The following is a 19,287-nucleotide window of genomic DNA, read 5'->3' as shown; positions in this document are numbered from 1 at the left end:
TATGACTCCGGCGCCTCCATCCCGGAACTCGCCCAGACCTTCAACACCGCACGCTCCACCATCTATCGCTACATCACTCCTAAGAGGGTGTCTCACGTGGCAAGTTTCGCGAGCTTCTTGTAGCAGGTCAGGGCGGCGGCCATGGTCAGGCCTCGGCTCCGCCAGTCGTTGCGGACCACGTACGGGATCTTGAGAGCACGAGCAGCCCATGGCAGGCTCATGCCGCATGATCGATGAATTCGCGAAAGACAATCTGCACGGGAGATTGCGGCGGGACCGCAAGGCGCTGCTCTGGAAACTCGACGGCTTGTCCGAATACGACGCCCGCCGACCTTTGACAGCGACCGGGACCAACCTCCTCGGCCTGATCAAACACGTGGCCACCGTCGAGGCCAGGTACTTCGGCGAGGTCTTCGACCGCCCTTCCCCGGAACCGCTGCCCCGATGGCAGGACTACAACGGCAGCGATCTGTGGGCGACCGAGGACGAGACCCGCGATCAGATCATCGGGTTCTACCGGCGCACGTGGGAACACTCGGACGCGACGATCAACGAGCTTCCCCTCGACGCCCCCGGCCACGTGCCGTGGTGGCCGGAGCCTTATCCCAACACGAACCTGTTCGCCGTCATGGTCCATGTCCTCGGCGAGTCCATCCGGCATGCCGGGCACGCCGATATCCTGCGCGAGGGCCTCGACGGCCGGACCGGGGTGCGCGCCGAACACGAGAAGCAGATCGACGAGGAAGCCCGTGCAGCCTACTGCGCGAAGATCGAGCAGGCCGCCAGGTCGGCCGCACCAATCAAGGCTTAGAGGCAATGCCGTTGCGTTATTGGTCTGTGGGTTGGGGTCGTTTGATGAGGATGGCTTGGGTGCCGGTGTGGGTCGGCTGGGGCCAGGCGTGGCGTTCGGGCCGCTTGAGCCGGTAGTTGGACATCTTGCGTTTCACGACACGGGGCTGGCTTCGGGGGCGTCTGGCGGGCAGGAGTCTTTCCAGGAGGTCCTCCTGAAGTAATCGCAGTGCTTTGACCAGGAGGTCAGGGGGAGAGCTGCCCGGCGTGACGGTCACACTGCGGCGGGCGGAGCGCAGGGTTTCGGTGAAGGAGATGCGGTCAGGGTCGAGTTGGCGGGTGGCAGCGGTTCTCAGCATCAACTCCCGCAGAGCATGGTGGACCAGGAGGTGGGCCCAGATCTGCTGGAGGACACCGTCAGGGGTCTTGCTGCTGAGCGCGACCCGCGCGCCGCGCTGCTGGGTTTTGATCTCGGCGAAGACCGATTCGATCTCCCAGCGTTCGCGGTAGAGCGTGGCCAGCTGCCGGGCCGGATAGCGGCGGGCGTCCAGGAGGCTGATGACCAGGCGGTAGTCCTCGGCCGCAGGTTCCGTCAGCGGTGTCTTTGAGTTGGTAGGCCAGGACGCGGACCTGGACCGGATCCCGGCGGGCCGGGTCGGTGGAGGCATGGATGTGGGAGAGCCATGATCCGTCACGAAGTTGCTTGTCGAGGGGCAGGATGCGGTTGGCGGGCACCCGCCACAGCAGTTGGGCTCCGGTGCTGGTGAACGCCTGCCACAGCGGGACGCCGAGGAACTCACGATCGGCCAGGACGAGCTGGCCCTGGCCGCAGGAACGGGGCAGGCGGCCGACCAGGGTGACTTCCCCGGTGCGGCAGCCGGCGAGTTCTGCGTCCAGCACCGCGTGACTGCCCACTTCCACCAGGGCAGCCATCCGCACCTGGACGAACGCGCTTTTCTTCGTCCCGCGGCCGTTTCCCGGACGCCCGAAGGCGGCCTCGTTCGCTTCGGTGTCGGCAACATCCCAGCACGTTCCATCGACGGCCAGCAGCCGCAGTCCCCGCCAGAACGCCCCGGGTGTCGCCTCGGTGGCCATCGGCTTCGCGGTCGCTGCGAACAGCACCTGCAGCGGCTCGGATCCCAGCCGCTGCCGGGCCCTGAACAGCGAGGACTTCGCCGGAACATGCCAGTCACCGAGCAGCCCCAAACCCCGCAGTCCCTCGACGAGGTGCCGCATCACTTCCAGATACGGAGCAGGCGAGAAAAGAGCCAGCCCCAACACGAAATACACCACTAGCCGTGTGGGAAGCAGCCGCCTACGCTGCTCTGAACGTCCGCACGCGGCCACCACCCGGTCGACCAACCCTGGCGGATACACCCAGGTCAACAGGCCAAGACCCGATAAGTCAGACACAGTCGCAGCCACCCGAACCACCCCCCGGGACCCACTGCCAAGCAGCCTACGCTCACTTCGTGACGGTCAGCGGTGCGGCGGCTGGATGGATACATAGCAGCTCAGGAGCCGGACGAGGCACGCCCTGCGGACCCACCGGAGAGCACACCTGGTGCGGGCTGCTCCCGGCGTCACCGGCTGGGCGTCGGCTCTGTTTGGCGGTTCCGGTGACGCACAGGGGCATTCGCCAGCCTGGCGGGGCGAGCCGGGGGCGACGTTTGCCGCGGCCCGCCCCGGCCACTCGTCCTATATGGGCGATACCAGGGCAAAGAAGAACATACTGCCTACCGCGTTGGATGCCGTCGAAGATCAGGAGTGGTTGGACAGCTTGGCGACCACCCTACGTATGGTCGTTCGTGCGGTCCCCCTGGGCGGGGGCCGGGACGTACTGCGCGGGCTCTGGCTAGGGCATCCCGTACATCCGGCGCTGGTGCAGTTGCCGATCGGGGCCTGGACGGCGGCGGGCATCCTCGACCTGCTGCCCGGGGAAAGCCGGGCAGCGCGCCGTTTGGTAGCGGTGGGCCTGGTCGGCGCGGCGCCTGCCGCCGCAGCCGGATGGGTGGACTGGGCGGATCAGCCACCCCGCCAGGCACGCACCGGGCTCTTCCACGCGGCGGCCAACCTCGTAGCCGTCGTGGCGTACGCCGGCTCTCTGGTGGCGCGCTGCAAGGGGCGTACCGGACTCGGCCGCGTGCTGGGATTCGGTGGCATGGCCGCTGCCACCACGGGCGGCGTAGTCGGCGGTCACCTCGCTTACCGGCAGGCAGCCGGAGTCAACCATGCCGCAGCGGTACCCGTTCTCGTCGATCCGGCTTGGCGCGATGTGGGAGTAGTACACGAATTCCCCGTCGACATTCCCGTACGACGCATGGCGGGTGAGGTGCCAGTCCTGGTGGTGCGGAAGACAAACGGACAGTGGCACGCCCTTGCCGATCGTTGCAGTCACATGGGCGGTCCGCTCCATGAGGGCAAAATCGTCGCGGACTGCATCGAATGCCCCTGGCACGGCAGCCAGTTCCGGCTCGCCGACGGCGAAAACATCCACGGGCCGGCGACCGCTCCTCAGCCCTGCTTCGAATGCCGCCCCTCGTCAAACGGCCACGTCGAAGTCCGTCTCGCCAAGAACTGAGCCACAAGGAGATGCCCCCATGCGCCCTGATGTCCTAGGGATCTACCTCAACGACCACCTCGCCGGTTCCACCACCGGGAAACTGCTCTCCCAACACTTGGCTGAGGAAATGCGCTCCACGCCGCACGGCAGCGACCTGCGCCGTGTCGCGGACGAGGTCGCAGAGGACCGTCAGCACCTTCTCGACGTGATGTCGTTGCTCGGTGTGCCGGCACGACGGCACAAGTTCTACGCGGGGTGGCTGGCCGAAAAATTGCGTCTGCTCAAGCTGAACGGGCGCATCGTGCGCCGCTCTCACCTGAGTACGATCATCGAGCTTGAAACGCTGCGTCTGGGCATCGAAGGGAAGAGCCTGCTCTGGCAGACCCTGCTGCGGCTGACGCCCGCACGCGGATTGGACGAGGCGCGGCTGAAAGACCTGGTCCGCCGCGCGATGGACCAGGCCGAGATGGTCGAAGCCGCGCGCCGCGGAACGGTCGGCGTCGTCTTTCGCTGAGCGTTTGCACCAGAAGCAGGGGATGGGAAGCGGAACTCGACGATCTCTTCAGCGGGTGGCGCACCGGTTCTCCCGCATCGAACCGCACCGCAGGATGCGGGACTGCGTCTGCTGTCTGCTGGGGCCGGTGGGCCGCAGACGAATTCGGATGGTGCCGCAGACGAATTCGGATGGTGTGGCAGGCTGTCCGTCGCCGTGAACAGTTGAACCGGCAAGGAAATCAGGCCGAACGTCAGAGTCCCGTTCCACACGGCACGTGCCATGCCACGGTCAGCTCCTCCCACGTCCCATGCGCTGTCTTGGTAGTGGCTTGCCGGCTCCGGCTGGGGCTATGTATTGGGCGTCGCTGCACTGATCTCGCCGAGCGCCGACTCAGGGTCACGTTCGATGGCCAGGTCTCCCAGAGAGACAATGCCGACGGGATGGCCGTGGTCAACGACCGGGATGCGGCGGACGGCGTGCTCACGCATCAGCGTGATCGCGAGGTCGAGGTTTTCGTCGGGGCTCACCGTGACGAGATCGTCGCTGCAGGCGCTGGTGACGGTGGTTTCATCCGGGTCCGCGCCGTCCGCGAGCGCGCGGACCACGAGATCGCGGTCGCTCACCAGGCCGCGGAGATGGCCTTCCTCCGTCACGAGGACGGCCCCGACGTTCTGATCGCGCATCATCCGGGCCACGGATGTCACCGACGCCAGCGGCCCCACCGTCACAGGCGAGGCGGTCATGATGTCGCGCACCCGTTGGGTCATGTCGAGTCCCTCCTCTTCGGGGGACGGTGCCGCTCACCGCCGCTTCAGGCGCCGACCGAGTACCCACGGAGAGCCGAGAGCACCGTGCAGGGCCACTAGTCAGAAATGCCGGACATACGTGCGGACGCGCGCGATCAGCGGTGGGAGGAACGGTGACATCACCGTTGCCCCGGCCGCGGCGGACAGGGCGATGCTCCACGCGATCGGGCCAAGGGGCGTGCAGCCGAAGAACTGGCTCAGGACCGGGGTCTGGACGACGGCCGCCAATGCGGCCAGAGAGCCGAGCGAGGAGATGACGATCGCTGTGCTGCGGCCCCCGACCAGGAGGGTCTGGCCGAGCTGCGCGCCGACGAGCGCCACCAGGGCGACGGTGCGGGCGCGGGTGGCACGGCCGGTGAACCGCGCGGCCAGCCAGCCGGCCGTAGCGCCCAGGGCGGTGGCCACCGCCCGGCACATCATCTCCTCGGTCAGAGCCGTGCCGAGCGAGACTTCGGGTCCCTCGCGGACCATGCGCTCGGCAGCCTCCGGCTGCGGCGGGCGCAGGGCGACGGCCATGGCCGGGGCGAGGTCGGTGAAGAGGTTGACCAGCAGGAGCTGGCGGGCCGTCAAGGGCGAGGTCCCGGTGGCAGCCGCACCGAGGAGGGTGAAGGCGATCTCGCCGAGATTACCGCCGACCAGGATCGCCAGGGCCTGCCGTACGGAAGCCCACATCGCGCGGCCCTCCACGAGCGCGGCGAGCACCGTCTCCAGCCGGTCGTCCGTGACGACGAGGTCGGCCGCCGCACGCGCGGCAGGGGTGGCCCGCGTACCGAACGCGATCCCGATGTCAGCGAGCCGGATGGCGGGCGCGTCGTTGGCGCCGTCGCCGGTCATCGCCACCGTGCGGCCCAGGCGCTGGAACGCCTGCACCACGCGGACCTTGTGCACGGGGGTGCCGCGGGCGACGACACCGACGTCGGGCAGCAGCTTGTCTAGGCCGCGGTCGTCCAGGTCGTCAAGCTCGGCTCCGGTCACCACCCGTCTGCCGTCCAGGACGCCCAGTTCGCGGGCCATCGACTCGGCAGTGCCCGGGTGGTCTCCGGTGATCATCACGATATGCACCCCGGCGTCCGCGAGTCGGCGCACCGCGTCGCGGGCGGTGCCGCGCACCCGGTCGGCGAACGCGAGAAAGCCGAGGAAGTCGAGGCGGTCCACTGCCTCGTCGCTGAGCTTGCCGCCGGGTGCGTCTCGGAGTTCGGCGACCGCGAGGATCCGATGGCCCTGGGCGGCCAGCTTCTCGCTCGCCGTGAGGATGGCCCTCCTGCCCTTGCGGTCCAGGCGTCGGCCACCGCGGGTGGCACAGCGCTCCACGACCTCCTCCGGTGCCCCTTTCACCGACAGGATCCGATGCTCGCCGCAGCGGCCTCGCGTCGCGTGGAAGCCACGGCTGGGTTCGAACGGCAGGCTGGACGTGCGCCGCCAGCCCGATGCGGCCGTGGTACGGCTCACTCGCGCCTCCTGCGCTCCGTCGGTGACCGCGCCGTCGGTGGCGTGTTCCAGTTCCCCGCCGTTGTGCGGGCGTGGTGTTGCCCGCAGCGCCGCGGCGAGGACGGCGCGCTGCTCGTCCTCAAGCCGTTCGAGGGGGCGGCTGTGGCCGTCGGCGGCGACGGCCACGAGGGAGATCCGCCCCTGGGTGAGGGTTCCCGTTTTGTCGAAGCACAGGACGTCGGTGCGGCCGGCCGCCTCGATGGTTCGGGGGTGTCGCAGCAGGGCTCCGCGTGTGGAAAGCCTTCGGGCGGAGGCGAGTTGGGAGGCGGAGACCAGAAACGGTAGTCCTTCGGGCACGCTGGCCACGGCCAGACCGACACCCGCCCCGACCGTGTCCCGTGCGGGGCGCCCGCGCAGCATGCCCGCCGCCACCACGGCAGCGGCCGAACCGAGGGCCACCGGCAGCGTGGTACGGGTGATCCGGGCCAGTCGGCGTTCGACCCCGGCGGCGGGCGCCGCGCCCCGTCCACCTGCTGCGGCGCGGCCCGCCTCGGTGGCCGTGCCGGTCGCGACGACGACCGCGCGGCCGCGGCCGGCGGCCACGGTGGTCCCCTCGTAGACCATGGACGTACGGTCTCCGAGGTTCGAGGCCAGAACGGGGGCCACGCTCTTGGCCACCGGCAGCGACTCGCCGGTCAGCGCGGATTCGTCGACTTCCAGCTGGTGCGCCTCCAGCAGGCGTCCGTCGGCCGGCACCACGTCACCCGGGTTCAGGTTCACCACGTCGCCCACGGCCAGTTCCTCGGCGGGGGCGATGGTGTCCTGCCCGTCCCGCACCACGTTGGCCATGACGGCAGACTCTCGCCGCAGCTGAGCGACGGCCCGGTCGGTCCGATACCGCTGGAAGCCGCCGAAGAGCCCGGACAGAGCGGTGACCGCCATGATGACGACGGCGTCGAGGACGGCACCCACCGACGCCGACATGGCCGCCCCAACGCCAAGGACGGGCGTCAGCGGGTTCGCCATCTCGGACAGATAGGCCCGGCCGAGCGATGATTGCGGTGCCGCTTCGCCGGTGGTCGTGGCCCGTGCCCGCGCCTCTTCGGCCGTGAGACCGTCGCTGCTGCCACCTGCCCTGGCGAGCACGGTGGCCGGGTCCATGGCATGCCACGGGTGCCGCGGCGTGGGCGGTGGCGAGGGGCGTCGCAGCAGCCGTATTGCCGCCCAGACACCGGCCGCGGTGCCCAGCGCGGCCGCCGCATTGAACGCCGTCACGCCCCGGGCGGCCGGGCGCCGCGCCCGTCCCGCCAGCACCGCCGTCGCGCCGACCACGGCCGCCGCCTGGGCGAGCCGCACGCCCACGCGCGCGGTCTCCCGGGCGGTGCGACAGGCCTCAACGATCATCACGGCCGACGCGGGATCGCCGTCCAGGTACAGGTCTGCGCCCCAGGGCGGTGCGCCCTGCGGTTCGGCAAGGCCCACGCCGACATCGGCGGCCAGGAGCGCGCTCCGGTCACGCGAGAGCAGCAGCACGCCGTCGCCGTCGCGCTGCAGGGCCCGTACGGACTCGAGCAGCCGATCGCCGCCTCCCTCACTGACCGCGTCGGCCTCCCGCACGGACGCATCGGCAGTGTGCGCACCCGCGGCCACGACCTTGAGCCCGGCAGCGTGAGCGGCCGGGACGAAGGCGCTCGCGACGTCGTGCATCTCGGGCAGCACGGAGATCACGGCGATCAGGTGCTGTCCCTGCGCCAGGCCCAGCGCGAGCCGCGCGCCTTCCCGCCGCAGACGGTCCCGGGCCCGCTTCCCCGTACGTCCCTGCAACGTCAGACGCTCGACCGGACCCAGCACCCATTCCCCGTCCCGCTGCACGCGTTCCGGGGCGGAGTCGTCGAAGAGCCGGTGGGCAGTCGCGGCGAATTCACCCGCGGGCGCGTCTTCGTCGAGGACGACCAGATCGGCCAGCCGATGGGACCCGGTGGCGAGCGTGTTCGTGTCCAGCACCGCGGTGCCGATCCGGTCCAGCCTCCGCAGTGCCCCAGGGTCGGCCACAACGATTCCCCGGCGGGCCAGACCCCGGCCAAAAGCGCAGGCGAAGCCCTCGCGCGCAAGCAGCGGTGCTTTCGGGATCGCCGCAAGCGCCGCACCGGCTGCCCGCCCGGGGTGCCTGGTGACCAGCAACGATCCAGCGAACGACGACGCCGCCAGGGCGAGTGCCTGGTCGGCGTAGCGCTCGATCGGCCCCGGCTTCAGCGGCGCCTCGCGGGGAGGCGTCTCGGGCGCCGCGCGATGGGCCGCTGCTGCTGCGCTGCCTGCCAGGCGCGGCTCGGCCGCGGCCCAGGCGGCCGCCTCCGCATCGGCCTCCATCGCGCGCAGGGCATGCCGCAGAGTGTCCACGCCGACCCCGGCGAGACCGCCGGAGCCCGCCTGCCCCAGCGCGGAGAGCGAGGCCAGGAGCACTCCGGAGTTGTCGGTGCCGACTGCCTGCTCCACGACACACCGCAGCCGGGGGTGGGCGTCGACAAGCGGGGCGAGCGCCGCTATGCCCGCGGGGATGGGAGTGCAGCGCGTCAGACCGGCCAACGCCGCCAGGGGTGCGGCCGCCACGTGCAGGGCCATGGCCGAGGCGGAGCGGCGGCCCGTGCCACCAGACACAGGATGCTCGGGCAGCGGATGCGTGACGCCGTGCACTTCCTCCACCGCCTCGACCGCCTCGACCAGGGCGTCCGCGATCGTCCCGCTCTCAAGCGGACCCTCGGTACCGACGACAGCGTGACCGAGCACGGTATTCACCACCGCCCACTCCACCGAGGGCAGGGCGGCGAGGCGCCGCTCGACGTCCTCGGCCAGCTTCTTCGCAGCGGACTCCGGCAGATCGCCGAGGCTTAGACCCCGCACGGCAACGTGCGCGCGCCTTCCGAAGAACCGAACGCGGGCCCGGGCCTCGTCCTGCAGCGCACCGGCCGCGTAGGACACCACAGCCCGCAGCATTCCGCGTCCCGGCAGTGCCACAGCGCATCACCAGCTTCCTGTGGTCCGGCACTCACTTCACGTGCACGGTGAGGCCGGCATCCCGCATTTCCATGGCAACGCCTTCCCTGCACACGCGCCACCGGAAGCGCGCGAGAATTGAAGAGGCACACCACACCGACTCCGATGAAGGGAGGAGGGGGATGGGCAAGACAGCGGAGAAGACGCGACAGGAAACCCACCCGGGCGACGGCGCGGGTCTGCACCTTCACCTGCGCACACTGCATCCTCCGGTGCCGGTTCCGTACCTCACCAGGGAAGAGATGACCAGCACGGCCCGAGCGGCGACAACACGACTGCCCGGTACGCCCGCCGCCAAGGATCTCGTGTTCTACGGAGGCCTTGGAGCAATGGCCGTGGCGGGGGCTCTGGAATGGCCGGTCGCCCTGGCCGTCGGCGGAGCCACCTGGCTGGTACGCAGCGGACGGAAGGAGGAGAAGGCCCCAGATGCCCAGACATAGGCATCCAGGCGTGGGTGAATTCCGGCGCCCGAGCCGGTCGAACGGCATGGAGGGCCGCCGGACGAAACCACAACCCAATGGCGCGCGGTGGCGTGAGCGCTGCCGGGCGCCGCGGTGTTACGCGGCAGCCGGTGCGAAGGCGGTACGCAGAGAGCGTGAGTAAGCGGACCACAGCTGCCACACGAGGCGCAGGACGATCGCCTCAACGAGAGCAACGGTGATCTTTGTTGCCACGGCTGCCAGTATCTCGGCCATGTTGTCTGACTTTCTATACTCGGATACGGGTGTCTGAAACCAGACAATGCAGCCTTTTCCTGCACCGTGGGTGCTTCTCAGGCGTACTTTCGATAGCGCCCAGGTGAACATACGGTGGGTGGTCAAGGACTGGTTGCTGATCGGCACAAGGAGCCGCATCCGTCGGCATCGAGGAAGTTCGCCGGTCGCAGGTCGACGACGACGTCGGAGCGATTCCCCGGGTGTCACGGTGTATCAGGGCGGGACTCATAGCGCAGGCTGTGGAAATGACCGTTCTCCTCGCGCCCGGCAGGGTCGCCACCCAGCACCCGTACCGCCGCGATCGCATACTGCCGTTCCCGCTCGTCAGTGAAGAGGCGCTGTGGATAGCTGCGGGAGACATCAACGGTGGTGCGCAGACCGTGCGCAGCCAATCTCCGCACGATCGGGTGGTACGACACCGTCCGCAGCACGAACGCGCTGACCCATACCGGTCTGCGGGCACCGTCCAGCAGTGCCGTGAACGTTCGGGCAGTGATATAGCTGCCGCCGCCCGTCAGCGTGATGAGGCCGACCTCTGCGAGCGCGCGCCTCAGCCTGGGGCTGGGAGAGCCCTTTTCCAGGTCGTCGGTGAAGGCGGCGTCCAAGAGCCCCACCTCGAGCGCGTAGTGCACGGCGGGTGCCGCCACGTCCAGGCCGAACACCGGCACTGCGTCCGGTCGGCGCCGCTCGGCATAAAACACCTTGTCCCGCGCCGCCAGTTCTGCCGTCGACATTGCCTGGCGAGCAGGTGAGGTGTACCGCTCGTACATCTCCGCCAGCGTGACGTCGTGGTTGAGCAGCGCGGCGTTGATCCCGTACGAGCAGCACACGTCCAGCACCGCCGGACTGTGGGGGCGGCCGTCGTCGAGCGCGGCACGTTCGGTCGCGACTTGCCGGAAGACCGGCTGGGCGTGGTGCGGGATCTCGTACTCCAGCGGGGCCAGCCGCCTGAAATACGCGCGAGGGTCTGGCCGGTCGTAGATGTCGTCGAACCGCGATTTGCCGCCCGTCACACCCTCCACACCGCCCGAGCCCGACCCGGCCATGTCGTACTCCTCCTCGCATAACGCATCCGTCCCTCCATCATGTCCCGCCTCCCGTCCCCCGGGGATGTCTGCCGCACAGGGGGCGCCCAGGTGCACTCGATCGCTCTGCACCGCCAGTTGCATGTGCCGACCGCGGAACGTCTCGGCGCCGTAGCCGCCGGCCGGACTGCTCCGTTGACTGCGCTATCTGGTTGATCTGCTGGCGATCAGTTGGCGCGGGCATGAAGCAATTTGGCCCTGTGTCCAGGAATGCTGAGTTCACTGGCGCGCATCGGGACTTGATGGACGGCCGGGCGGATCTGCCGCGGGTCGGCACTGTGGTTGAGGGCTCGGTGGCGTCGCTGCCGTACATGGTGGTCGATGGGGCGAGCCGGGAGATCGAGCCGGTGAGCCGGTACCTGCGGGATCTGCTGCTGGGCGATGTGAGCCCACTGACCTGTCGGAGCTGCGGTCACGATCTGCTGAGATGGTTCCGGTCTGTGGGCGGTCGATGTCGGGTGGGAGCAGGCCACCGAGGCCGAGACCGCCACGCTGGTGGGGTGGCTGCGGTTGGCGCCGAACCCGCAGCGGCGACGCCGCCGCGTCGGCGGGTTGGCGGCCGGCCCTCTCTGTCAAAGTAGATCGAGTCAGGCATACTGGATGATTCATTGAGTCGAGGGCGGAGAGGGAGTAGTGCCCAGGTGGCCAGCACCAACGACCACGGGACCTCTGATCCGCAGGTAGCAGCCCGTTCGACCGGCCCGCGCCGGTACACAGCGGAGTACAAGGCGAGGATCCTTGCGCGGAGTACGAGACGCTGGACAAGAAGGGCAAGGGGGCTCTGCTGCGGCGGGAGGGCCTGTACACAACCGGGCGACCGGTTGTGCGGGGCTTCTGAGTTGCCGCGGATGGCTGCGGGACCAGCGGTGGCACAGTCCGGCACCGAGACAGAGGGTTCGTCGAGCGACCAGGCGGACACCGTCAAGCCGTGGGTCACCGGCTGCAACCTGCTGTTCGAGCAATCGGCCTGTTCCGCACCGATCTCGGACGGCGGGGCTGGTGGATGGGAGACTGCGAGGACCTCGAACTCGTCGACCAGGCCCGCCAGGCCGGCCACGTCATCCTCATCGAGCCGGCCGCGATCGTCTCCCACCCTGTCGACCGCCTGGAGACCACCCTCGGCTACTTCCTGCGCCAGGCGCCGGGCATGGCGTGTGCGTCGCCCAGATGCACCTGAGCGTGGCCGTGGCGGGATGGCCGGCGCCTCGCGGCCGCCGAGGCCGCAGCATCTACGATGCCACCACGCCGAATCCGGATCTGCCAGAGGCTCAGGCTCATGGTGTGTTCGCCTGAGCAGGATCACGTCCAGACGCTCCACCTGCACTCGAAGTTCGGTGGCGACCTTCGGCGGCAGCAAAAACAGAGCCTGTTGCAGATTGTCCCGGGCCCAGCCCTCGCCGCAGCACGGGCAGGTGAACTCGGCTTCCCACTGCCTCCACCGACGCTTGATGCCGTGGACGCGCACGGACCATACGCTCAGCGCCACTGACACGACGCCTGGAGACAACCGTTCCCGTTCGAGCAGGCGGACGGCGGCATTTGCCGCCCCCGACAGACCCGGGACATCGCGATATCGAACCCATGGTCTTTCCCAAGCGCGGGCCCACCGGCAACTGACCGTCGCCTTCAGTGCTCAGCAGGAAGAGAAGGACGGGCCGCCGCACCCGTATCTGCGCCACCATCTGATCCAGCATGCGGCAGCCGGAGGCGTGCTGAACGACAGGGTGGTCACCAAGAAGTTCCTGCCGAAGCTCGTTGGACTGAAGAACGACAACGAAGGACGCTCTCAGACTGACGTCTGCTGTTCCAGGCGAGTGGCTGTCTGCTGGAGTTCCTCGATGTGGGTGGGTCCGAGGCCGGACTTGCGCCTGACCTCTTTCTCGTCGGTCAGAGCCTGGCACGCCGCCAAACGCCGCGGCCGGTGGCGACCCGCAGCCTCCGGGCGCGGCACTCAACCCCCGCGCCGGCAGCTGGGACGGCCACGCGCCGTGTCAGGAGGACAGCCTGCCCGCGACGACCTCTGCAGCCTTTTTGGCGATGTCGCACATCTGCGCGGGGTTGTCGCCTGCCGTGACGGTGACGCGTACGTATTCCTGTGTGGTGACGTCGAGTGAGACCGCGCAATCCTTCGCCGAACCGGTCGTGGTCTGCGTCAGCACCGCCTTGTGTCCGCCGATGTCGGACAGCGCTTTGGCCCGCGAGCTGTGGAACTCCATGTCGTGGACGTCCGCGCCGCCGTCGTTGATCTCGACCGCGAAGTCGTAACCGCTGCACGTCGGTTTGCCCGGGATGGCCTGCATCGTGGGCTGGGCGAGGTCGTCCTGGTCGAGCTGCGGCACGTCGGCGGGTTTCAGCAAGGTGCACGGATCGACGCCGGCGAGCGGTGTCCCCGTCTTGCCGTTACCGGCACTGTCGCCTTGCGCGGCCGAGCTCCCACTGGCGCCGCCGGCCGGTCCGCCCGACCCCTTGTCGTTGTCGCCACAGGCCGCGAGCCCGAGCACGCAGGCCAGGATCGTCGCCGTCATCACCACGCGTCGCATGTTCATCCCCCGATTCGGTTCCGGCCCGGATCGTACCGAAGAGTGGACCGAGTGGTCTCACGCTTAGCCGGGCGCACGGTCCGCAGCGCAATACCCGATGCTCTCCCGCAAGAGGTCAGCGTCCCACTGATCTGAGTTGGTGCCGGTCACGGCGGCGCAGTGCTGGCCAGATCTCCACAAGCTGCTCGACAAATCCGGCCGGCACCCCGTCTTGATCCTGCGCCGTGGTCGGGGAACGTCCTGGTCGGCGACCGTGTCTCGTTCGATGTGTCCGCTCACGCCGCAGAATCAGCGGCCGTGTAGATCACGGTCGGCTCAATGGAGAAGCGGGCGGAGGGGAGCAGTGCAGTGGACTGGTCATACCTCGGCCAGGTCGAGTTGACGCAGCATGCCGAGTTCGTCGCTGCTGCCCCAGCGCTCGACGAGTTTGCCGTCGCTGTCGAAGCGGCTGATCTGCATGCCTCGGTAGCTCACCTTCTTGCCGGTCGCCGGCTGCCCCATGAGCGGTCCCAAGTGCGTCCCGGTGATCGTGTAGGCGAAGGCCAACTCGTCATCGGTAGCCATCAGGTGCTCGACCTCGACGCGCAAGTCGGGGAAAGCCGTTCGCAGCTCGCTGAACATGGCTTTGTACCCGTCGGGCCCTTGCGTCTGTCCCGGGGCGGGATCGTGGTCGACCGAGTTGGGGGCGACGACCTCGTCGAGGGCGTCCAGGTTGCCGGTGACGACGGCCTCTGCGAAGGCAGTCTGTGCGGCGATGTTCGCTTGCTGAGCCATGGGCACTCCCGGGTGTGTCTGGGGCACCGGCCTGTTCGTCGGCTGAGAGGTCCGCACCAACGCCGTATATCGACCGTACATCGGCCGATCGCCCCCAGCATGTCTGCGAGGCAAGCCCCCGACCGCGCAGGGCCTGCCGGCGGACGAAGAGCACCGACTGCCGTGGGCGGAGCGGTGGAAGGGCCGATGATCTCGCCCCGGCGGACTCCCATAGATTTCGGCGCAGCCGCGCGTGCGCGGTCCTCTCGGCGTCGGCGCAGCGTGAACCCACCGGCCCGACGACGCCGGCGCGGTGGGTTCGTCCGGATGCTGCCCCGCCTCACAGCGGGCGGCTGACCGGGCACCCGGCTGCTGGTCGGGGGACCGAGGGTGGTGTCCTGGGGCAGCCCACGCACGACGGTGGACCATCCCGTTCGGGGGCTCGTGGCTGCGGCGTTGCTGCCATGGAGCGAGGGCCGTCAGTGATTGCCTGACCCGCACTTTCACAGATGGACGGGCAGGTGGCGGGGGCCGCGGAGCATGGCGTTCTGGCGGTAGGGGGGCGGGTCCTGGACCAGGCTGGCGGTGCCGAGGTGGGGGAGCAGTGCGCCGAGCGCGGTCTGGGCTTCGAGGCGGGCCAAGGGCGCGCCGTAACAGAAGTGGATGCCGCTGCTGAAGCCGAAGTGTTGGTTGTCGGGGCGAGTGGGGTCGAACCTGTCGGGCTCGTGGAACCGCTTGGGGTCGCGGTTACCGGAGGCGAGGACCAGGATGACGGAGGTGCCTTGGGGGATGGCAGTGCCGGCTACCTCGATGTCGGCGTGCGGGATGCGTTCGCGCATGTGGACCGGTGGTTCGTAGCGCAGCAGTTCCTCCACCGCCCGCGGCAGCAGATCGGGTTCGCGCCGCAGGTGATCCAGCTGCTCGGGCTGGCGCAACAGGGTGAGCACCCCGTTGGTGATCAGGTTGACCGTGGTCTCGTGTCCGGCGATGAGGAGCAGTACGGCGGTTACGGCGAGCTCTTCCTGGGTGAGCCGGAGGGCCGGGTCGGGCTCGTTGACGAAGGCGGAGAGCAGGTCGTCGCTCGGGTGGCCACGGCGCTGCTCGGCCAGGTTCAGCAGGTACCCGCCTATCTCCATGCGCGCCTGCTCACCGGCCTTGTCGGTCTCGGTGGTGTCCTGGTCGGGCCTCACGTCGGCGGCTGCCACCAGGGCGTCGGACCAGGCCCTGAAGAGCGGCTCGTCCTCGCGCGGCACGCCGAGCAGACGGCAGATGACGGTGACGGGCAGCGGGTAGGCGAAGTCGTCGACGATGTCGATCTTCTGGCCAGACTCGAAGGATGCCATCAGCTCCTTGGTGATCCGGTCTATCTCCGCGCGCATGCCCTCGATACGGCGGGGGCTGTGCGGGGGGCCGAAGGGCCGCATGGCCAGGGTGCGCAGTCGGTGGTGTTCGGGGTCGTCGACCCGCAGGAACGGCTGTCGGGGCGCCTCCCCATGGGGGCGGGGGGCGGCGCTCATCCGTGGATCGTGGAGCAGAGCGGCGATCTGGTGGTAGGTGCCGATCAGGCAGTTGCCGTCCGTCTGCCACACGACGGGACCGGCCTGGCGGAGTTCCTCATAAAGCGGGTAGGGGTTGGGGCGGCTGGCGTAGTCGGTGATCCGTGCCAGCAGGGTCTCGGAGTCCATGACGGCTCCTCGGGGTGGGCAGAACATGGGACGGTCGGTGGTTCACACCACCGTCAGCCGGCGGTCGGGGAGGTGGCCGGTGAGCGCGACGGTCGGACCGTGCGACAGTACGGAAGGGTCCGGAACCTCGGAGGGGATCGTGATGTCGGCCGCGATGGGCCGGTCCTGCGCGCCGGGCGGCGGCGGGAACGGAGCAGCGGTCTCGATCAGATGCCGGTAGTAGTCGAGGGCCTTGGCCATGTCGACGGTGACCGCGGCCGTGACCCGGCCCTGGTAGCCGTAGACCATCGCCAGACGGCGCGCCTCGAGGGACCCCTGGGCGATGACGATGTGGTCGGAGAAGGTGGGCACGCCCACCGACTTGATGTTGAGCCCGAACTGGGTCGACCAGAAGGTCGGGATGGACAGGTGCGGGCGCTGCAGGGGCCCCGGGTTGACCATGTTGTGGGCCGCCACTTCTGCCTGTTCGACGGCGTTCCCCCAGTGCTCCAGTGAGAGCATCTGGTAGCCGAAGAGCGGGTGGGGGAAGCGGGAGACGTCGCCGGCCACGAACACGTCGTCGGTGACGATCCCATACATGTTGAAGGCGCGACACCCGGCGTCGCAGGCGATCCCGCGCGGGCCCGCAGCCAGTCCGGAGTCCGCCAGCCACTCGACGTTGCGGATCGCTCCCAGGGCTACGACGCACACGTCCGCGTCGACTCGGCTGCCGTCGGACAACTCCGCCCCGGTGAAGCTTCCGTTGCCGTGCAGAGCGGTGACCGTCACCCCGGTGCGCAGATCCACGCCGTGATTGCGCTGCATGACAGCGGCGAGCTTCGACAGAGTGCCGCCCAGGGCGCCCACCAGAGGCGCGGGGCCCCGTTCGGCGACCGTGACCTCCACACCCAACTCCCGGCAGGCGGAAGCGATCTCCGAGCCGGTGAAGCCGGCGCCGATCACCAGCACCCGCTCCGGCTTCGCGGCCAGCCGCTCCGCCAGCCCTGCACCGTCCTCACATGTGCGCAGGGTGAACACACCCTCCAGGGCGGCCTCGTCCGGGTCGGGCCAGGGGCGGGCCCGGGTCCCAGTGGTGATCAGCAGCCGGTCGTACGGCAGTGGCTCCCCGTCCTCCAGCAGGACTCGTTTCGCCAGCAGGTCCACACCAGTGGCGCGTACGCCCAGCCGCCACTCGGCGTCCGGATCCATGCGCATCGGCAGCTCGGTGGTGTCCGCTGTGGCCTGCCCCAGCAGCACTTGCTTCGACAGCGGCGGCCGGTCATAGGGAGCGTGGGGTTCATCTCCGACTACAGTCAGTGAGCCGGTGAAGCCTTCCTCACGCAGTGCCTCCGCGGCCCTGAGCCCAGCCAGCGACGCACCGACGATGACGATACGGCCGTCCTTCAGATCACCGGGCACCGCTGCTCACCGCTTCCCCGAGAAGGATCGCCTGCACCGGGCACGCCGCCGCAGCCAGGCGCACGCGCTCGACCTGGTCATCGGGGACGGCCGTGGCGTACAGCAGTCCCTCCTCGCCGTGCAGCTCGAACACATCGGGGGCGTGGAACACGCACTGTGCGTAGCCCTGGCAGCGTGTGAGGTCGACAACGGTCCGCATCTCCACCACTTCCTCCGTTGTCCCACCCCCCTCATTCCCAGCATGAGCCGGGAGCCGGAGGCTCGCACGGCGACTGCTCGAAGAAGGCCACAGGTCGGTTCAGCCCACGACGCGGTCAAGGTTGAACGCGGCGCCGATGAGGACACCAGGGGACACCAGGGGGTGAACACCTGCGGGAATAGCCCAGCCGGCGTTCCGGGGCTGAAAGGGGGTCGGCCATGGGTGCACGTGCCGCGGCTGGTGGTGATGCGCATGAGCACCCGTACTCAACTCTGGGCGGCGGAGAGGCAGATGATGGGTGACTTCGTCAAGTGGGTCGGTGACTCGGTCGGCTTCCGGAAGGGGCTACCAGCGCATGCCGAGGGCGTCGAGTTCCGCCCGGCGCTGGTCGTACGGCTTCGATGCCCGTCTGCGGGTGTTGTCCAGGAACGCCCCCAGCTTGACCGGATCGCCCTCACTCAGTTCTACGCGCTTGCGGGGCACGACCAAATGCCCCTCACGGGCGTGGAACTGGCGTGCGGCCGCCAGGTTGGCCGCCCACCGATCCCCTTGTGTCCGGCGCGCCGGCACCGATGTCTCGCCCTCGGCCGGAGGCTCGACTCCGATGGGCTCCAGGAGGTACTGCTGCGCCGGGACCAGCTGGTCCCACCCGGCACGCTGCCCGGCGATCCACGTTCCGAGGTCCTCGCATTGCACGATCACCTCGCCCGCCCGCTCCGGCAGCGCCCCGCCGGCCCGCAGGTGGGTGAGGGTGAGCCGGTAACCACGCTGCCAGCCGATCTCCCGCACCGGGCACCACCCCGGATCCACCTCCGCAAGAGCCTCTCTACGACTCTCCGACAGCTCACCAGCAGCAGTCAGGCCCGTTTCCCCGGCCTCCCGCCGCGCCGCGCTCTCAACCGTCTTAAGGGCTGCTGCGCGCTGGTTCTTGGCCCACACCCCCACGGGGAAGTCCTCCCACACCGCCGAGGCCGGCGGGAGGACGTGCCCGTGGACATCGGCGTACGAGCGGGCCACGGCCAGGCCCGCGCCCCACGCGGAAGCCTGCACCGACCACACGATCCCGAGCGCTTCCAACTCGGCCACCCGGCCGGCCTCCAAGGTGCCGGCCGCGTAGTAGCGGCGCTGATCAGCCACCCACACCCCCAGCGGATGAGAGCCGACTGACGACCACTCCTGCGGCGTCACGTACGTGTACGTCACCCGCAGCTCGACGTTGCCAGTCTCCCACAGCCACCGCGTGGCCGCCTCGACCCCACGCCGCCAGTAAGCCCCCTCGGGGTCGATGACCCGCAGCCGCACGATAGCGGTGAGCACAGCCGGATCGCGCTCCTCACTGAACCGCAGCACCCCCGGCGCCCGCGCAGACAACGCAACGCGATCAACGTCCCGCTCCCGAACGCCGTCGTCAGCGCCCCCATCGTGGTCCTGGTCGACGCCCTCACCGTCCGCTTCAACACCCCAACGGCCGTTGCGCAGACGAGGATCGGCGAGCCCCTCGATCGTCTCCGAGTCGTGGCCCGCAAGACTCCGAGAACCTTCGTGAGGGTGCCATACGGGTACGAGGTGAGCAGTTCATTCGGATCCTCGCCCCTCCGCATCACCACCGACCACCCGGAGATCAGCACCCCTACAGCACGTCGCATCGTCCGCCAGGCCGCCGCGTTCATCGCCGCGTCCGGCCACCAGATCCGACCGGGCCGCCCGGCAGGACCCAAGCCGGGGCCCCGGCGCCGAACCGTCGTCCCCGCCTGTCGCACTCCGCGGCCGACGCGGGA

The 19,287-nt window shown here is 69.3% G+C and carries 17 protein-coding genes and 2 pseudogenes; 6 read left to right on the top strand and 13 right to left on the bottom strand.

Annotated features, from left to right (window positions below):
* Positions 1-6 precede the first annotated feature (6 nt).
* Positions 7-123 (top strand): annotated as a pseudogene (locus IEY95_RS50645) (helix-turn-helix domain-containing protein); the annotation flags it as partial.
* Here IEY95_RS50645 and IEY95_RS50165 read toward each other — a convergent pair.
* A complete protein-coding gene (locus IEY95_RS50165; RefSeq protein ID WP_268240467.1) occupies positions 93-221 on the bottom strand; it encodes a hypothetical protein in 129 nt (42 codons plus the stop codon). The pseudogene IEY95_RS50645 and the gene IEY95_RS50165 overlap by 31 nt on opposite strands.
* A 5-nt stretch (positions 222-226) precedes the next feature.
* On the opposite strand from IEY95_RS50165, the gene IEY95_RS16220 reads away from it, so the two are divergent.
* Positions 227-811 carry a DinB family protein gene (locus IEY95_RS16220; RefSeq protein WP_189186736.1) on the top strand — a complete coding sequence of 195 codons (585 nt, stop codon included), beginning with the start codon at positions 227-229 and terminating at the stop codon, positions 809-811.
* A 16-nt stretch (positions 812-827) separates the two neighbouring features.
* Here IEY95_RS16220 and IEY95_RS50160 read toward each other — a convergent pair whose 3' ends face one another.
* Both IEY95_RS50160 and IEY95_RS16215 read right to left on the bottom strand, forming a co-directional pair.
* Entirely contained in the window at positions 828-1,457 is a 630-nt protein-coding gene (locus IEY95_RS50160) for a transposase (RefSeq protein ID WP_373294475.1), read from the bottom strand.
* A pseudogene (locus IEY95_RS16215) lies at positions 1,447-2,136 on the bottom strand (IS4 family transposase); the annotation flags it as partial. The gene IEY95_RS50160 and the pseudogene IEY95_RS16215, both read right to left, overlap by 11 nt.
* A gap of 355 nt (positions 2,137-2,491) precedes the next feature.
* Between IEY95_RS16215 and IEY95_RS50390 the strand changes: the two are divergent.
* Positions 2,492-3,370 carry a Rieske (2Fe-2S) protein gene (locus IEY95_RS50390; protein ID WP_189186735.1) on the top strand — a complete coding sequence of 293 codons (879 nt, stop codon included), beginning with the start codon at positions 2,492-2,494 and terminating at the stop codon, positions 3,368-3,370.
* A 19-nt stretch (positions 3,371-3,389) separates the two neighbouring features.
* Positions 3,390-3,866 carry a hypothetical protein gene (locus IEY95_RS16205; protein WP_189186734.1) on the top strand — a complete coding sequence of 159 codons (477 nt, stop codon included), beginning with the start codon at positions 3,390-3,392 and terminating at the stop codon, positions 3,864-3,866.
* A 329-nt stretch (positions 3,867-4,195) separates the two neighbouring features.
* Here IEY95_RS16205 and IEY95_RS16200 read toward each other — a convergent pair whose 3' ends face one another.
* Both IEY95_RS16200 and IEY95_RS16195 read right to left on the bottom strand, forming a co-directional pair.
* Positions 4,196-4,615: a CBS domain-containing protein gene (locus IEY95_RS16200; protein WP_189186733.1), complete on the bottom strand. Its 420-nt coding sequence runs from the start codon at positions 4,613-4,615 to the stop codon at positions 4,196-4,198.
* 99 nt (positions 4,616-4,714) lie between these two features.
* Entirely contained in the window at positions 4,715-9,094 is a 4,380-nt protein-coding gene (locus tag IEY95_RS16195) for a cation-translocating P-type ATPase (RefSeq protein ID WP_189186732.1), read from the bottom strand.
* 161 nt (positions 9,095-9,255) lie between these two features.
* Here IEY95_RS16195 and IEY95_RS16190 point away from each other — a divergent pair, with 161 nt between their 5' ends.
* Positions 9,256-9,573 (top strand): hypothetical protein, encoded by a 318-nt coding sequence (locus tag IEY95_RS16190; RefSeq protein WP_189186731.1) that lies wholly within the window; start codon positions 9,256-9,258, stop codon positions 9,571-9,573.
* Between the two features lie 117 nt (positions 9,574-9,690).
* Here the strand turns inward: IEY95_RS16190 and IEY95_RS16185 are convergent, their stop codons facing one another.
* Together IEY95_RS16185 and IEY95_RS16180 are read right to left on the bottom strand one after the other, a co-directional pair.
* Entirely contained in the window at positions 9,691-9,828 is a 138-nt protein-coding gene (locus IEY95_RS16185) for a hypothetical protein (protein WP_189186730.1), read from the bottom strand.
* Positions 9,829-10,052: 224 nt separating this feature from the next.
* Complete coding sequence (locus tag IEY95_RS16180; RefSeq protein ID WP_189186729.1) at positions 10,053-10,895, bottom strand: hypothetical protein; 843 nt, start codon at positions 10,893-10,895, stop codon at positions 10,053-10,055.
* 1,042 nt (positions 10,896-11,937) lie between these two features.
* On the opposite strand from IEY95_RS16180, the gene IEY95_RS16175 reads away from it, so the two are divergent.
* On the top strand, positions 11,938-12,111 hold the full coding sequence (locus IEY95_RS16175; RefSeq protein ID WP_189186728.1) for a hypothetical protein: 174 nt from the start codon (positions 11,938-11,940) through the stop codon (positions 12,109-12,111).
* An 814-nt stretch (positions 12,112-12,925) separates the two neighbouring features.
* Here the strand turns inward: IEY95_RS16175 and IEY95_RS16170 are convergent.
* The 6 genes from IEY95_RS16170 to IEY95_RS16145 all read right to left on the bottom strand — a co-directional run bounded on the left by IEY95_RS16170 (position 12,926) and on the right by IEY95_RS16145 (position 18,826).
* Complete coding sequence (locus IEY95_RS16170) at positions 12,926-13,459, bottom strand: DUF3558 family protein (RefSeq protein ID WP_229703070.1); 534 nt, start codon at positions 13,457-13,459, stop codon at positions 12,926-12,928.
* A 372-nt stretch (positions 13,460-13,831) separates the two neighbouring features.
* A complete protein-coding gene (locus tag IEY95_RS16165) occupies positions 13,832-14,248 on the bottom strand; it encodes an ester cyclase (RefSeq protein WP_189186726.1) in 417 nt (138 codons plus the stop codon).
* Between the two features lie 482 nt (positions 14,249-14,730).
* Entirely contained in the window at positions 14,731-15,912 is a 1,182-nt protein-coding gene (locus IEY95_RS16160) for a cytochrome P450 (RefSeq protein ID WP_189186725.1), read from the bottom strand.
* 42 nt (positions 15,913-15,954) lie between these two features.
* Complete coding sequence (locus IEY95_RS16155; RefSeq protein WP_189186724.1) at positions 15,955-17,310, bottom strand: NAD(P)/FAD-dependent oxidoreductase; 1,356 nt, start codon at positions 17,308-17,310, stop codon at positions 15,955-15,957.
* Entirely contained in the window at positions 17,300-17,509 is a 210-nt protein-coding gene (locus tag IEY95_RS16150; RefSeq protein ID WP_189186723.1) for a ferredoxin, read from the bottom strand. The genes IEY95_RS16155 and IEY95_RS16150 overlap by 11 nt, the downstream gene beginning before the upstream one ends.
* 345 nt (positions 17,510-17,854) lie before the next feature.
* Positions 17,855-18,826, bottom strand: a complete 972-nt coding sequence (locus tag IEY95_RS16145) for a helicase associated domain-containing protein (RefSeq protein ID WP_189186722.1) — start codon at positions 18,824-18,826, stop codon at positions 17,855-17,857.
* Between the last annotated feature and the right edge of the window lie 461 nt (positions 18,827-19,287).

The organism is Streptomyces albiflavescens, assembly GCF_014645835.1.
Classification (GTDB): domain Bacteria; phylum Actinomycetota; class Actinomycetes; order Streptomycetales; family Streptomycetaceae; genus Streptomyces; species Streptomyces albiflavescens.
Note: the sequence above shows the minus strand (reverse complement) of the source record. Positions and strands in the feature narration are given on the sequence as shown.